Below are 14,626 nucleotides of genomic sequence, written 5' to 3'. Positions count from 1 at the left end.
CTACGCCATAATGCGCGCCGAGATCAAAGGAGCATCCAATGAGCAGCACTGCACAAACTGCTGAAGGCGAAAAAATTCTTATTGTTGACGACGATCCTGGGCTCAGCAGCCTGCTGGAGCGTTTTTTCGTCAGCAAGGGCTACCGCGCCCGCGCCGTACCGAACACTGAGCAAATGGATCGCCTGCTGGCGCGCGAAGTGTTCAACCTGGTCGTACTCGACCTGATGCTGCCCGGTGAAGACGGCTTGACCGCCTGCCGCCGTCTGCGCGGCGCGAACAACCAGATTCCGATCATCATGCTGACCGCCAAGGGCGATGAGCTGAGCCGCATCAAGGGCCTGGAGCTGGGTGCCGACGATTACCTGGCCAAGCCGTTCAACCCCGATGAGCTGATGGCTCGCGTCAAAGCGGTCCTGCGTCGCCAGTCGGCTCCGGTGCCGGGCGCGCCAGGCAGCGAAGACGAAAGCGTGACCTTCGGTGACTATGAATTGTCCCTGGCTACCCGCGAGCTCAAGCGCGGCGAAGAAGTGCACATGCTCACCACCGGTGAGTTCGCTGTACTCAAGGCCCTGGTGATGAACGCGCGTCAACCGCTGACCCGCGACAAATTGATGAACCTGGCCCGTGGCCGCGAGTGGGATGCCCTGGAGCGTTCCATCGATGTGCAGATTTCCCGTCTGCGCCGAATGATCGAGCCCGATCCGTCCAAACCGCGTTACATCCAGACTGTCTGGGGCGTGGGTTACGTGTTTGTACCGGATGGTACCGCCACCAAGTGATTGGCGATTTGTAGGAGCGGGTCACGCGGACATCGGATCAATCGATCCTGTCCGCAGACTCGCGATCCGCAATATGCGAGCATCGCTCGCTCCTGCAAGTGTTTAACGGTTATCCATGAAAACCCCCGTTTGGTTTCCCCAGAGCTTCTTCTCCCGCACCCTTTGGCTGGTGCTCATCGTCGTACTCTTCTCCAAGGCGCTGACCCTGGTTTATCTGCTGATGAACGAAGACGTGCTGGTGGACCGCCAGTACAGCCACGGTGTCGCCCTGACGCTGCGCGCCTATTGGGCTGCCGATGAAGAAAACCGCGGCAAGATCGCCGAGGCCGCGACCTTGATCCGGGTGGTGGGTGCCGGCGTGCCGGAAGGCGAACAGCACTGGCCTTACAGCGAGATCTACCAGCGGCAGATGCAGGCGGAGCTGGGTGCCGACACTGAGGTCCGGCTGCGCATGCATTCGCCACCGGCGCTGTGGGTCCGGGCGCCAAGCCTGGGTGATGGCTGGCTGAAAGTACCGCTTTATCCTCATCCGTTGCGCGGCCAGAAAATCTGGAACGTGCTGGGCTGGTTCCTCGCTATTGGCCTGCTGTCCACCGCTTCGGCCTGGATCTTCGTCAGCCAGCTCAACCAACCTTTGAAGCGTCTGGTGTATGCCGCGCGGCAACTTGGCCAGGGCCGCAGTGTGCGCCTGCCAATCAGCGATACGCCGAGCGAGATGACCGAGGTGTACCGCGCCTTCAACCAGATGGCTGAAGACGTCGAACAGGCCGGTCGCGAGCGTGAACTGATGCTGGCCGGGGTTTCCCATGATTTACGCACGCCGTTGACGCGATTGCGTCTGTCCCTGGAGCTGATGGGCGATCACACGGACCTGACCGACGACATGGTGCGTGACATCGAAGACATGGATGCGATTCTCGATCAGTTCCTGGCGTTCATTCGTGACGGGCGCGACGAGTCGGTGGAAGAGGTCGACCTGAGCGACCTGGTCCGTGAAGTTGCCGCGCCGTATAACCAGAGCGAAGAAAAAGTGCGGCTGCGCCTGGAGCCTATCCAGCCGTTTCCGCTGCGTCGGGTATCGATGAAGCGACTGTTGAACAACCTGATCGGCAACGCGCTGCATCATGCCGGCAGCGGTGTGGAGGTGGCGGCGTATGTATCCGGGGATACCAGCGCACCGTATGTAGTGCTGAGTGTCATGGACCGTGGTGCCGGGATCGATCCTTCGGAGCTGGAGGCGATTTTCAACCCGTTCACCCGCGGTGACCGTGCCCGGGGTGGCAAGGGCACCGGGTTGGGGTTGGCGATCGTGAAGCGGATTGCCTCGATGCATGGCGGCAACGTTGAGCTGCGTAACCGCTCGGGCGGTGGGCTGGAAGCGCGGGTGCGGTTGCCGTTGGGGTTGCTGCTGCCGCGGGATGCCGTTTAAGGCCTGATTTTTCAGTGGAGCTGACGGCCCCTTCGCGGGCAAGCCCGCTCCCACAGTGATTTTGGCTAAAACCCTGTGGGAGCGAGCTTGCTCGCGATGGCGGCATCCCTGCCGCCACAAGGCTTGAGGTTTAACCCTTCCCTTTGGTCCGAGTCATATTCGGCCCACCATTCTTCTCCAGATGCTCAATGATGATCCCCGCCACATTCTTCCCGGTGGTGGTCTCAATTCCCTCCAGACCCGGCGACGAGTTAACTTCCATCACCAACGGCCCGTGGTTGGAGCGCAGGATGTCGACGCCTGCCACCGCCAGCCCCATGACCTTCGCCGCACGTAACGCCGTCATGCGCTCTTCCGGGGTGATCTTGATCAGGCTCGCGCTGCCACCGCGATGCAGGTTGGAGCGAAATTCGCCGGGCTTGGCCTGGCGCTTCATCGCTGCAATCACCTTGTCGCCGACGACGAAGCAGCGAATGTCCGCACCACCGGCTTCCTTGATGTACTCCTGAACCATGATGTTCTGCTTGAGGCCCATGAACGCCTCGATCACCGATTCCGCGGCCGTGGCGGTTTCGCACAGCACCACGCCGATGCCTTGGGTGCCTTCCAGCACCTTGATCACCAACGGCGCGCCGTTGACCATTTCGATCAGGTCGGGAATGTCATCGGGGGAGTGGGCAAACCCGGTCACCGGCAAGCCGATTCCGCGACGGGACAACAATTGCAGCGAACGCAGCTTGTCCCGGGAACGGGCAATGGCCACCGATTCGTTGAGCGGAAATACCCCCATCATTTCGAACTGGCGCAGCACTGCACAGCCATAAAAGGTCACGGATGCACCGATCCGTGGAATCACCGCATCGAAACCCTCCAGCGGTTTGCCGCGGTAGTGGATCTGTGGCTTGTGGCTGGCGATGTTCATGTAGGCGCGCAAAGTGTCGACCACCACCATTTCATGGCCACGCTCGGTACCGGCTTCGACCAGACGACGGGTGGAATACAGACGCGGATTCCGCGACAGCACAGCGATCTTCATGCAACACCTGTGGAGGAGGTAGATACCGGGAACACCGGCTTGTCTTGTACGTACTTGATGCCCGGATTGACCACCAACTGGCCGTGAATCAGGGCTTTGGAGCCGAGCAGCAGGCGATAACGCATGGACTTGCGGCAGGCGAGCGTGAACTCGACCCGCCAGACCCGATCACCAAGGGCCAGGGTAGTGCTGATCACGTATCGCACCTGCGCGTGACCGTTTGAGCTTTTAATGGTTTTCATCGTCACCAGCGGTGCTTCGCAGCGTCGGTGGCGCAGTTGTACGACGGAACCCAGGTGGGCGGTAAAACGCACCCACTGCTCACCATCGCGCTCGAACAGCTCGATTTCGGTGGCGTGGAGGCTTGAGGTGCTGGCACCGGTGTCGATTTTTGCCCGAAGGCCCGCGACTCCCAAATCCGGGAGCGCCACCCACTCGCGCAGACCGACAACGGTCAAATGGTCAAATGTCTTCAATAGTGCTCAACCGGTAGAAACCGCTCGGGCCGCACGCGGCCGGATTCGCGGTATTCACGCAGAATAATGATTAAAAGGCGACAGATATCTACGGCCCGGATTTCCAGCCTCGCAAGGAGGTTATGGAATGTCAGCATTGTAATCCGAGACGGTGAAATTCTTGGTACGTCAGAAACGGTAGTACAGTTCACCAATATTTCAGAATGAGGAAATTCCATGGCACAAAAAAACGAAGAGGACGACAAAGTCCGCCTCGATAAATGGTTGTGGGCTGCACGATTCTACAAAACCCGCGCCCTGGCCAAGGCAGCGATTGAAAGCGGCAAGGTGCATTGCCGGGGTGAACGCTGCAAGCCGGGTAAAGAGCCACGAATCGGCGATGAGTTCGTGATTCGCACCGGTTTCGAGGAGCGCACGGTGGTAGTCCTGGCACTGTCGATCGTTCGTCGCGGCGCACCGGAGGCGCAAACCTTGTATGCCGAAACCCTGGCCAGCATCGCCAAGCGCGAAGAGGCCGCAGCGCAAAGAAAGGCCGGAGCCCTGGGCGTGAGCACCGACGGTAAGCCAAGCAAGAAACAGCGGCGGGATTTGTTCAAGTTTCGTGGCAGCAGTAACGACGACTAATACAGATATTTCTCGGGCGACTGCCAGGCCGCTATCGCGGACAAGCCCGTTCCCACAAGGGTTTGTGTCATTTCTGTGGGAGCGTGGATTGCCCGCGGTCGAGTGCGCGACACTCGCCAGGTTTCACGGCGCCTTCAGGCCAAGACTTGCAATTGACCCGGTGCGCATCCATATCTGTGCTTCGCCAGCAGTGCATCGCATGGACGATATCGCCGCTCGTCGAAAATCACACACAGTCTCTGATCTGTAGGCCATAACCACATTGCCAGCAGTGCAGGGCGGGAAACGACCCGGAACCCATCAGCGCTTGTTCCACCTGCTTGGATCAGGCCCGGATTGTTCATAAAATGCCTTTCATGGCTGAACGTTGCGCACCCGAGTGGTCGCGCAAGGTAAATTTCTTGTTTCCTGTAACCATTTTCACTACTTCAGATACCCAGACCTATGACCGATCACGCGGATAACGACTTCACACAACGCTTCATCTTCGATGACAGCGACACCCGTGGCGAGCTGGTTTCGTTGGAGCTCAGCTACGCCGAAGTCCTGGCCAAACACGCCTACCCGCAGCCGGTCGCGCAACTGCTCGGCGAGCTGATGGCGGCCGCATCGTTGCTGGTCGGCACGATGAAGTTCGATGGCTTGCTGATTCTGCAAGCCCGCTCCGAAGGCCCGATCCCGCTGCTGATGATCGAGTGCTCCAGCGAGCGCGACATCCGTGGCCTGGCCCGTTACGACGCGGATCGCATCGCTGCCGATGCCACCCTGGCCGACCTGATGCCTGAAGGCGTCCTGGCATTGACCATCGACCCGAAACAGGGCCAGCGCTACCAGGGCATCGTCGACCTCGACGGCGCCACCCTGTCCGAATGCTTCACCAACTATTTCGTCATGTCCCAGCAAGTCGGCACGCGTTTCTGGCTGTACGCCGATGGTCGTCGTGCCCGTGGCCTGTTGCTGCAACAACTGCCGGCCGATCGTTTGAAAGACGAAGACGAACGCGCCGCCAGCTGGCAGCACATCACCACCCTGGGCGGTACGCTGACCGCTGATGAGCTGTTGAGCCTGGACAACGAAACCGTGCTGCATCGCCTGTACCACGACGAGCAGGTGCGTCTGTTCGATGTGCAGAAGCTGCGCTTCCGTTGCAGTTGCTCGCGCGAACGTTCGGCCAATGCGCTGGTCAGTCTGGGTATGGAGGACGCGCAGCAATTGGTGGACGAACACGGTGGCAACATCGAAATCGATTGCCAGTTCTGCAACCAGCGCTACCTGTTTGACGCGGCCGATGTCACTCAATTGTTCGCAGGCGCGGGTATCGAGACGCCGTCAGATACCCGTCACTAAAACGGTTCAGCGCAGGTAAATTCACTGCCTTGCGCCGGATTAACGCCGTTACGACAGGAGGGGCCTACTCTTTTTGGGCTTTTCTGGCATAATCCGGCCCACTTTTTTCGCGGTAGTAGTGCACGACTTTCTACTACAAAAACGTTTGGAGCACTCGGCCACTGGCCGACGGGGAACCTCATGACGCAAGCCAACAATGCCGTGTACACCGATCTGAGTGTTGATGATCTGGTTAAAGAAGCCCTCAATCGCGGTGAAGGCGAGCTTGCCGATACCGGCGCACTGGTTGTTCGTACCGGTCACCGTACCGGCCGTTCGCCAGTCGACCGTTTCATCGTTGAAGAGCCAAGCACCCAGGCTGCCATTGCCTGGGGCCCGATCAACCGCAAGTTCCCGGCCGACAAGTTCGACGCCCTGTGGGCTCGCGTTGAGGCATTCAACAACGCGCAAGAGCATTTCGTTTCCCACGTGCATGTAGGTGCGGCTTCCGAGCACTACCTGGCCGTGAAGATGACCACCCAGACTGCCTGGCAGAACCTGTTCGGCCGTTGCCTGTTCATCAACCCGGCTCAGTACAACCCGGCGGGTCGTGACGAGTGGCAGGTCCTCAACGTTGCCAACTTCGAGTGCGTGCCAGAGCGTGACGGCACCAACTCCGACGGCTGCGTGATCATCAACTTCGCACAGAAGAAAGTGCTGATCGCCGGCATGCGTTACGCCGGTGAAATGAAGAAAGCCATGTTCTCGGTGCAGAACTTCCTGCTGCCGGCTGCCGACGTACTGCCAATGCACTGCGCCGCCAACATCGGCGAAGAAGGCGACGTGACCCTGTTCTTCGGTCTGTCCGGCACTGGTAAAACCACCCTGTCGGCCGACGAAAGCCGTTACCTGATCGGTGACGACGAGCACGGCTGGGGCGAAGGCGTGGTGTTCAACATCGAAGGCGGTTGCTATGCCAAGTGCATCGACCTGTCCGAGAAGAACGAGCCGGTTATCTGGAAAGCCATCAAGCACGGCGCGGTATTGGAAAACGTCGTTATCGACGACGCCAAGCATGCCGACTACGCCGATGTCAGCCTGACCCAGAACAGCCGCGCCGCCTACCCGCTGGAGCACGTTGCCAAGCGCTCCGAGAAGAACCTCGGTGGCGAGCCGAACGCTGTGATCTTCCTGACCTGCGACCTGACCGGCGTACTGCCGCCAGTGTCGATCCTCAACGAAGAGCAAGCGGCTTACCACTTCCTGTCCGGTTACACCGCCCTGGTCGGTTCGACCGAAATGGGTTCGGGCAGCGGCATCAAGTCGACCTTCTCCACCTGCTTCGGCGCGCCGTTCTTCCCGCGTCCGGCCGGCGAATACGCTGAGTTGCTGATCAAGCGCATCCGCGGCTTCGGCTCCAAAGTCTACCTGGTCAACACCGGCTGGACCGGCGGTGGCTACGGCGTCGGCAAACGCTTCAACATCCCGACCACTCGTGCCGTGATCGCAGCGATCCAGAGCGGCGCGCTGATCGGTACCGAGACCGAGCACCTGGACACCATCAACCTCGACGTGCCAGTGGCCGTACCGGGCGTTGAGACTGGCCTGCTGAACCCACGCAACACCTGGGCCGACGTAGCCGCCTACGACGAAGCCGCCAAAGCATTGGCCGGCCTGTTCATCGAGAACTTCAAGAAGTTCGAAGTGAGCGACGCGATCAAGGCTGCTGGTCCAAAGCTGTAAGTGCTGGATTGAGCTAATGAAAAAGCCGCCCCTCGGGGCGGCTTTTTTGTGCGCAAAATTCAGTGTTTCGCGGGCAAGTCAGAATGCGTCGGGCCGTTACAGGCCTTCGAGCTCATCCGTGTCCCAGCGTTGGGCCTTGATGGCCCGGTAGAGCATGCCGATGGTCAATGGCATCTTCTCGCCGCGACCCTTGGCTTTTCGCTTTAGATTCACGTCAAAGCCGTCGGGCTGGAAATAGCGATAACTGTCGAAATCCACGAAATCGATGGCGAAGTAGTCTTCCAGGGTTTCGATCAAATGCCGGGCGTCTGCACCGTTGCAGCCCAGGTCGAAATTGATCGAGGTGCCGAGGCTAATGGTTTTGCGCTCGGGGAAGCCAAGCTCCTCATGCAGCAGTTGCATGAGTTGCTGCATCAAGTGGTCGTCGGGGAGGTTGGAGGCGAGGTTCATTGGGGGAGATCCGTTTGGTCCTTAACGGATCTTATTGGTCGTCGGACTTGAGAGGAAGGGCCGGCTGAGTTGATTGCTCTCGGCTCAGCATTTTCAGTTTGCAAGGAGGACCGACGTTCACCCCGTAGGATCTCGTTCATTTGTTGCACGCTTTCCATTAGCTCATCAAAAAAACTGCTCATGGTTTCCTTCTGTATCCGATGAGGGCATTGAGTGGTTTGTTTCCAACGGAGCAAATCTTGTTTCTTGATCGCTCCTGCGCAGTGCGTGGGAGCGATCTCCATTAAAGATCAGACCGGAGCTTTCCAGTTGAGCATGCGTTGTTGGGCGACTTTGAGCAGGTCGCAGCCGTCCTGGGTCAGCAAGTAGAGGGCGTGGGTGATGTGCGGGATGTCTTCGAGGTCGCCGTGTTTGAAGCATTGGCAGTGCAGGGTTTGCAGCAATTCGCTGGAGGCCCGGATGCGTTGGAGGGCGGCTTCGAGGATGTCTTGCGGGTTGGCTTCTGTGTCGATGATCAGGGCCGGGGAATCGGTGAGGTTGGTTTGGAGTGGACGGTAGCGATTTGGAAACGGATTCAGAGTTTGCATATGAATTACTCGGTTTGTTGTTAAGAAACCGCCAGCACCGTGACCAAACGATGGGAGGCGGACTGTGCGCAGGCTTGGTCAACCGAGAACAACAACTCGGCTCGCCCGAAGGCGTCCCGCACACAGCCGCCATAGCAATGCACTACGAGGACATAGATGTCCGCGGCGCGAATGATGGCACACATGTGTGCGTTGTTCTCAGGTGACCAAACCTGATCGCTGATTTTGCAGCGATGGGGAGACAGTAAAATTTCGTTGTTAGATGCGATAGGCGACAAGGTGTCTTCTTTTGTAGGACTGGGCCGAAGCTTTGATAGGGCGTTGCTGACGGACTTATCGCCTGCGCAATTTTTCGCGTTTGATTGCCATCAAGCGTTTGGCTTCTTCATCTGGAATGCTGGGACGGAGATCATCGAGGCCGGCTTTTACTTGGGCTTTGAACCATGCGTCGTAGGCTGCTTGTTCGAGCGGTTCTTGGGTATCGGGTATTTTGTTTTTCATCAGGCTCACCGCGTTATCGTTCATCGCGAGCAAGCTCGCTCCCACAGGAGATTGTGGTGGGGCTTCAGTCGGTGAATTTCGGCAGGCGCTGCCGGGCGATGTCGAGCAGGTCGTTGCCGTCCTGGGTCAGCAGGTACAGGGCGCCGACGATCTTGGGGATGTCGCTCGCTTCGGCCTGTTTGAAACACGTGCAATAAAGGGTTTCGAGCAGGTCGCTGGCGGCGCGTATGCGTTGTCGGGCGGCGTCGAGGATCTCGTAGGGGTCGGCCTCGGTATCGATGACCAGCACTGGGGTTTCGCTGTAGCGGCTCTTGAGCGGGTGATAGCGGGCTGTCGGCGTGTCGGCTTTCTTCATCGAGTGGGTCCTGTGCGAAATCGGCAAGTGTTCCCGGCAGGCCGAGACACTGTTTTCAGCCGCGCCGGAAACTATAGGAGGACCTGGCGTTGCAGGACAAGATGGCTGAAATGGACAGGCGTTGTAGGGTATTTGTCGTGTTCCGAGGAAAAGGCTTACACATTTTCGGAGGTTTGTGCGCCGTAGCCGCTGCCGGTAAAAATGCCTACGGGGTTATTAGTCGCTGTTTAGCAAGTATCGGCAGAGAGGGCTTTGGAAGCTGTCGGGTATTTCGAGTTTTGCGGTGGGTGTGCTGGCCTCTTCGCGAGCCTGCTCGCGAAAGCGATCTCAAGCCCTTCCAGCCATCCGCTGTATCATCCGGTATCGTTTTTGCCCCCGACCTTTTCTCGACTCGCTGCGATCGCCGGCCAGGCTTTTGACTCCGCAGCAGTCAACGGAGTGACAGCTTATGCACAACACCCTGGAACAGGTTTTCGGTTATCCACAATTTCGACCCGGTCAGGAGGCGGCCGTCAGTGCCGTGCTGGCCGGGCGCTCGGCGGCAGCGATTTTCCCCACCGGTTCCGGCAAATCCCTTTGCTACCAATTACCGGCGTTGTTGCTGCCGCACCTGACGCTGGTGGTCTCACCCTTGCTGGCGTTGATGCAGGATCAACTGGCGTTCCTGCAACGCCACGGCATCTCGGCGGGCAGTATCGATTCGGCCCAGAGCCGCGATGACGCCAGCGACGTCATGGCCCGGGCAAAATCCGGCGAACTGAAGATTTTGATGATCTCCGTGGAGCGCCTGAAGAACGAGCGCTTCCGGCATTTTTTACAGCAAGTACCGATCTCGCTGCTGGTGGTGGACGAGGCGCACTGCATTTCCGAATGGGGGCATAACTTTCGCCCGGACTACCTCAAGCTTCCCGACTATCAACGCCAGTTCAACATCCCGCAGGTGTTGCTGTTGACCGCAACGGCGACGCCCAAGGTCATCGCCGACATGCAGGCGAAATTCGCCATCGCCGCCGCCGATGTGGTGACCACCGGTTTCTATCGCCCGAACCTCAATTTGCTGGTGGAACCGGTTCGCGGAGTGGACAAGCGCCGACGCCTGGTCGAATGGATGAGCCAGCGTCCGGACCAGCCGAGCATCGTCTATGTCACTTTGCAGAAAACCGCCGAGCACATCGCCGAACACCTGAACCGCAACGGCATTCAGGCCGAGGCTTATCACGCCGGGTTGCCCCATGAGCAACGGGAAGCGATCCAGCGTCGCTTCATGGGCGGGCAATCCAATTGCATCGTCGCCACCATCGCTTTCGGCATGGGCATCGACAAAAGCGACATCCGCAACGTGGTGCATTTCGACCTGCCCAAATCCATCGAAAACTACAGCCAGGAAATCGGCCGCGCCGGGCGTGACGGGCAGCCGTCGGACTGCCTGGTATTGGCCAACCGCGACAGCCTCAACGTGCTGGAGAACTTCGTCTACGGCGACACACCCGAGCTGGATGGCATCCGTTGCGTGCTTGACGAGATGCATGCCGCCGCAACCGAAGGGCAGTGGGAGTTTCTGCTGGGGCCGTTGGCAGACCAGAGCAATATTCGCCAGTTGCCGCTCAAGACCTTGCTGGTGCAACTCGAATTGCGCGGGTTGATCGCCCCGCGCTACGCGTACTACGCCGAGTACCGTTTCAAGTATGTGCAGGAGCCCGAGGTGCTATTGGCGCGTTTCGAAGGCGAGCGCAGGGATTTTGTCGCTGCGATCATCCAGACCTCCAGCCGCGCCCGGACCTGGGCCACGGTGAATTTCGAGGCGCTGTACGAGCAGCATCAGGCCGAGCGCAGCCGGGTGGTCAAGGCGCTGGATTACTTCCAGGAGAAAGGTTGGGTGGAGCTCGAAAGCAAGCAGATGACCGAGGTCTACAGCGTACTGCAAAGCGGGTTCGACAACGTCGCGTTGAGCGAGGAACTGCACGGCTATTTCACTCGGCATGAGCGCACCGAGATCGCGCGGATTCACGCGATGCTGGATCTGTTCGCCACCGACCGTTGCCTGGGTTATCGCCTGGCCGAGTATTTCGGCGACCACAATGCCCCGCAGCAATGCGGACATTGTTCGGTGTGTCACGGGCAAGTGGCGCGGCTACCGGCACCACCGGAGTTGCCGGCACTTGTGGATAAGAGTTTCGAGGCGCTGTGTGGCGGTTTTATCCACAGGCACGAGCAGCACACGGGCAACGTGCCCTCGGCTGAACGCGTAACACGGTTTCTGTGCGGGATCAGCGTGCCGTTGTTCACCAAGCTCAAGGCGCGGTCGATTCTCGGGTTTGCGGCGCTGGAAGATTATCCGTATGCCGGGGTGCGCAGTTGGGCAGAGCAACATCTTGCCGGCTGAACCAAAAACCTGTGGGAGCGAGCTTGCTCGCGATGAGGCTGGCACATTCAACATTGATGGCGACTGACACACCGCCATCGCGAGCAAGCTCGCTCCCACAGGGAACTCAGTGCCTGGCAGGGCTACATCCATCCGCTGAATGTTGCTCATCACAGGAATAAATTTCAAAAAAAGCCGGTGGCTGACTATGGTGGTGGCTGTCTTCGGATCGCCAACAAGAGAACAAAACATGAGCCAGACACCGTCGAATATTCAGCGCGCCGCCGTCATCGGCGCGGGCACCATGGGCCGTGGCATTGTCATGTGCCTGGCCAACGCCGGAGTGGCCGTGCAGTGGGTCGACAACAATCCGCAAATGCTGGAGCAAGCGCTGGCCACCGTGGCGGACACCTATGCCCACAGCGTGCGTCAGGGCCGCATTGATCAGGGCGAAGCCGATGCCCGTATCGCGCGCGTTACGGCGGCGGATGGTTATGTGGCCATCCGCGATGTCGACCTGGTCATCGAAGCGGTGTACGAAAACCTTGAGCTCAAGCAGAAAATTTTCCGCGAGCTCGATGGCCTGCTCAAACCTGAGGCGATTCTGGCCAGCAATACTTCGGCGCTGGACATCGATGCCATCGCCGCGGTCACACGCCGGCCGCAGCAAGTGCTGGGCCTGCACTTCTTCAGCCCGGCGCATATCATGAAACTGCTGGAAATCGTCCGTGGCGCGCAGACTGCACCAGCGGTGCTCGACGCGGCACTGGCGCTCGGCCAACGCATGGGCAAGGTCAGTGTGGTGTCGGGCAATTGCGACGGTTTCATCGGCAACCGCATGCTCAATACCTATGTGCTCGAAGCGCGAAAAATGCTGCTCGAAGGCGCTTATCCCTACCAGGTGGACGCAGCGCTGCAAGCCTTCGGTTTTGCCATGGGGCCGTTCCGCATGTTCGACGTGGTGGGCGTCGACCTGCAATGGCGCGCCCGGCAACTGTCCGGTGTCGGGCAGGACGCGCCAGAGGTTCAGGTGGATAACCGACTGTGCGAGATGGGGCGCTTTGGTCAGAAGAGTGGTAATGGCTATTACCACTATGAGCCGGGCAGTCGCCAGGCCGAACATGATCCGCAGGTGGATGCGCTGGTGCTGGAAGTCAGCGAAAGGTTGGGGTTCCACCGTCGCGTGATCGACCCGGAGGAGATTCTCGAGCGCTGCTTGCTGGCACTGGTCAACGAAGGCGCGAAGATCCTTCAGGAAGGCATCGCCGGGTCGGCTCACGATATCGATCTGGTCTACCTCAACGGATACGGTTTCCCGGCGGACAAGGGCGGGCCGATGGCCTGGGCGGATCAGCAAGGGTTGGCGGACATTCACCGGCGCTTGATCGACCTTGAGACGCGTCAGGGTGATCACTGGAGTCCGGCGCGGGTGATTGGGGAGCTGGCGGCGGCTGGCAAGGGCTTCGCTGACAAGTGATTGATGCGGCGCCTGCAAGGGCGCCTTCGCGAGCAAGCCCGCTCCCACATTGGATATCGGTCGTACGCAAAATCTGTGTTCACCGAAGATCAAATGTGGGAGCGGGCTTGCTCGCGAAGAACGATAACGCGGTTTTCGCCTTAGACTGGCGAACCCACTCCAGGAATCAACACTGATGCCCCAACGCACCGACTATCCGCACTTCCAGCCCATCACCACCCGCTGGCACGACAACGACGCTTACGGTCACGTCAACAACGTTACCTACTACAGCTTCTTCGATACGGCGGTGAACACTTACCTGATCGAAGTCGGCGGCCTGGATATCCATGACGGTGAGGTGGTGGGGTTCGTGGTGAGCTCCTCCTGTGATTACTTTGCTTCCATTGCTTTCCCGGACCGCATCGAGATCGGTCTGCGGGTGGGCAAGTTGGGCAACAGCTCGGTGCAATACGAACTGGCCGTGTTCAAGCAAGGGGAAGACGAGGCCTGTGCGGCGGGGCGCTTCGTGCATGTGTTTGTCGATCGTGCGTCGAATCAACCTGTGGCGATTCCTGCAGGGTTGCGCGGGGCGCTGGAGCGTCTGGTGGTTCAGTAAGGCAAAAAAAATCGCAGCCCATGGGCTGCGATTTTTGTTGTACTTACCAGCGAGGCGCTCGAGGCCTTAGTCGCGGTAGTACTTGTGGTGCTTCTTGCGATGGCCATAGGCATGACCACGGCCCGGATGGCCGTCACGGTAGTAACGACGATCACCATGGCCGCGATACGAACGACGATCGTCGTCGTCATCATGATCGTACTCTTTGCCCATGTAGTTACCCAGCGCGCCACCGGCGCCGCCGCCTGCTGCAGCGCCGATCAAGCTGCCGGTGGTGCCGCCCATGCTGCGGCCGACCACGTTACCGCCTGCTGCGCCCAACGCACCGCCAAGGGCGGCTTCGCCACGGCTGTGTTTGTTTGCGCCGACGGCGCTACCACCCGCGCCACCCAGGGCCGCGCCGATGGTGGAACCTGTGCTGCCGCCTAACGACTGACCGACGACCGAGCCTAGAACCCCGCCCAATGCGCCGCCTACACCGGCTTCGGTGGTGCCGCCAGCAGATGCGATACCGCTGACCAGGCCAAGGGACAACAAGAGAATCGAGGAGAACTTCATGGAGGAACCTCAAGGGGATGACGGCGCGATCCTGAGGCTCTGGAATGGGCGTGACAATCGAAATCCGACGAATAACACGACTTGTATACAATATTGCAAGTTACTGTTTTTTGGACGGAACTTAACGTTTTTTTGCCGGTCTTTTACTACTTCGCAAAGGCCGTTTTCATCAGAGAACGGCCTTTTTTGTGGGCGAAAGGAAAGTATTCGAACGGAGTCGTTCATAGGGTGAATCGGCCGACGCCTTCGCGAGCAGGCTCGCTCCCACAGTGGATCGAGGTCGAACACAAAAGCTATGTCCACTGAAGATCAAATGTGGGAGCGA

General features: G+C 59.3%; 15 protein-coding genes. 8 read left to right on the top strand and 7 right to left on the bottom strand.

The features are described 5' to 3' along the window. Positions 1-38 precede the first annotated feature (38 nt). Both ompR and AC1Q6Y_RS21380 read left to right on the top strand, forming a co-directional pair. Positions 39-779 (top strand): osmolarity response regulator transcription factor OmpR, encoded by a 741-nt coding sequence (gene ompR, locus AC1Q6Y_RS21385; protein WP_007983158.1) that lies wholly within the window; start codon positions 39-41, stop codon positions 777-779. 115 nt (positions 780-894) lie between these two features. Further along, positions 895-2,208, top strand: a complete 1,314-nt coding sequence (locus AC1Q6Y_RS21380) for an ATP-binding protein (RefSeq protein WP_057712466.1) — start codon at positions 895-897, stop codon at positions 2,206-2,208. A 130-nt stretch (positions 2,209-2,338) separates the two neighbouring features. On the opposite strand, the gene rimK is transcribed toward AC1Q6Y_RS21380, so the two are convergent. Together rimK and rimB are read right to left on the bottom strand one after the other, a co-directional pair. Further along, a complete protein-coding gene (rimK, locus tag AC1Q6Y_RS21375) occupies positions 2,339-3,244 on the bottom strand; it encodes a 30S ribosomal protein S6--L-glutamate ligase (RefSeq protein ID WP_007972871.1) in 906 nt (301 codons plus the stop codon). Next, positions 3,241-3,720, bottom strand: a complete 480-nt coding sequence (gene rimB, locus AC1Q6Y_RS21370; RefSeq protein WP_008003225.1) for a retropepsin-like aspartic endopeptidase RimB — start codon at positions 3,718-3,720, stop codon at positions 3,241-3,243. Before rimB ends, rimK begins: the two co-directional genes overlap by 4 nt. A 216-nt stretch (positions 3,721-3,936) precedes the next feature. Between rimB and AC1Q6Y_RS21365 the strand changes: the two genes are divergently transcribed. From AC1Q6Y_RS21365 to AC1Q6Y_RS21355, 3 genes are all read left to right on the top strand, one after another. After that, positions 3,937-4,344, top strand: a complete 408-nt coding sequence (locus AC1Q6Y_RS21365; protein WP_090452521.1) for an RNA-binding S4 domain-containing protein — start codon at positions 3,937-3,939, stop codon at positions 4,342-4,344. Between the two features lie 444 nt (positions 4,345-4,788). Next, positions 4,789-5,691 carry an Hsp33 family molecular chaperone HslO gene (gene hslO, locus AC1Q6Y_RS21360; RefSeq protein ID WP_090452522.1) on the top strand — a complete coding sequence of 301 codons (903 nt, stop codon included), beginning with the start codon at positions 4,789-4,791 and terminating at the stop codon, positions 5,689-5,691. 180 nt (positions 5,692-5,871) lie between these two features. Further along, positions 5,872-7,413, top strand: a complete 1,542-nt coding sequence (locus AC1Q6Y_RS21355) for a phosphoenolpyruvate carboxykinase (RefSeq protein WP_057712463.1) — start codon at positions 5,872-5,874, stop codon at positions 7,411-7,413. A 96-nt stretch (positions 7,414-7,509) separates the two neighbouring features. Here AC1Q6Y_RS21355 and AC1Q6Y_RS21350 read toward each other — a convergent pair whose 3' ends face one another. From AC1Q6Y_RS21350 to AC1Q6Y_RS21335, 4 genes are all read right to left on the bottom strand, one after another. After that, positions 7,510-7,863: a DUF1493 family protein gene (locus AC1Q6Y_RS21350; protein ID WP_492625112.1), complete on the bottom strand. Its 354-nt coding sequence runs from the start codon at positions 7,861-7,863 to the stop codon at positions 7,510-7,512. A 290-nt stretch (positions 7,864-8,153) separates the two neighbouring features. After that, positions 8,154-8,450 carry a hypothetical protein gene (locus tag AC1Q6Y_RS21345; RefSeq protein ID WP_492625111.1) on the bottom strand — a complete coding sequence of 99 codons (297 nt, stop codon included), beginning with the start codon at positions 8,448-8,450 and terminating at the stop codon, positions 8,154-8,156. A gap of 333 nt (positions 8,451-8,783) precedes the next feature. Beyond that, a complete protein-coding gene (locus AC1Q6Y_RS21340; protein WP_223508473.1) occupies positions 8,784-8,975 on the bottom strand; it encodes an antitoxin PaaA2 family protein in 192 nt (63 codons plus the stop codon). A gap of 40 nt (positions 8,976-9,015) precedes the next feature. Next, positions 9,016-9,306 (bottom strand): hypothetical protein, encoded by a 291-nt coding sequence (locus tag AC1Q6Y_RS21335; protein ID WP_057712457.1) that lies wholly within the window; start codon positions 9,304-9,306, stop codon positions 9,016-9,018. Between the two features lie 448 nt (positions 9,307-9,754). Here AC1Q6Y_RS21335 and AC1Q6Y_RS21330 point away from each other — a divergent pair, with 448 nt between their 5' ends. The 3 genes from AC1Q6Y_RS21330 (at position 9,755) to AC1Q6Y_RS21320 (ending at position 13,743) form a co-directional block, all read left to right on the top strand. Beyond that, positions 9,755-11,689: a RecQ family ATP-dependent DNA helicase gene (locus AC1Q6Y_RS21330; protein WP_492625110.1), complete on the top strand. Its 1,935-nt coding sequence runs from the start codon at positions 9,755-9,757 to the stop codon at positions 11,687-11,689. A gap of 229 nt (positions 11,690-11,918) precedes the next feature. Next, positions 11,919-13,145: a 3-hydroxyacyl-CoA dehydrogenase gene (locus AC1Q6Y_RS21325; protein ID WP_492625109.1), complete on the top strand. Its 1,227-nt coding sequence runs from the start codon at positions 11,919-11,921 to the stop codon at positions 13,143-13,145. A 175-nt stretch (positions 13,146-13,320) separates the two neighbouring features. Then, positions 13,321-13,743, top strand: coding sequence for an acyl-CoA thioesterase (locus AC1Q6Y_RS21320; protein ID WP_007972849.1), 423 nt, complete (start codon positions 13,321-13,323; stop codon positions 13,741-13,743). Positions 13,744-13,809: 66 nt separating this feature from the next. On the opposite strand, the gene AC1Q6Y_RS21315 is transcribed toward AC1Q6Y_RS21320, so the two are convergent. Further along, positions 13,810-14,301, bottom strand: a complete 492-nt coding sequence (locus tag AC1Q6Y_RS21315; protein WP_057712453.1) for a glycine zipper domain-containing protein — start codon at positions 14,299-14,301, stop codon at positions 13,810-13,812. Positions 14,302-14,626 lie beyond the last annotated feature (325 nt).

This window comes from Pseudomonas sp. GW823-FHT06E10 (assembly GCF_058794995.1).
The sequence above is the reverse complement of the archived record's forward strand: the minus strand, read 5'-3'. Positions and strand labels throughout refer to the sequence as shown.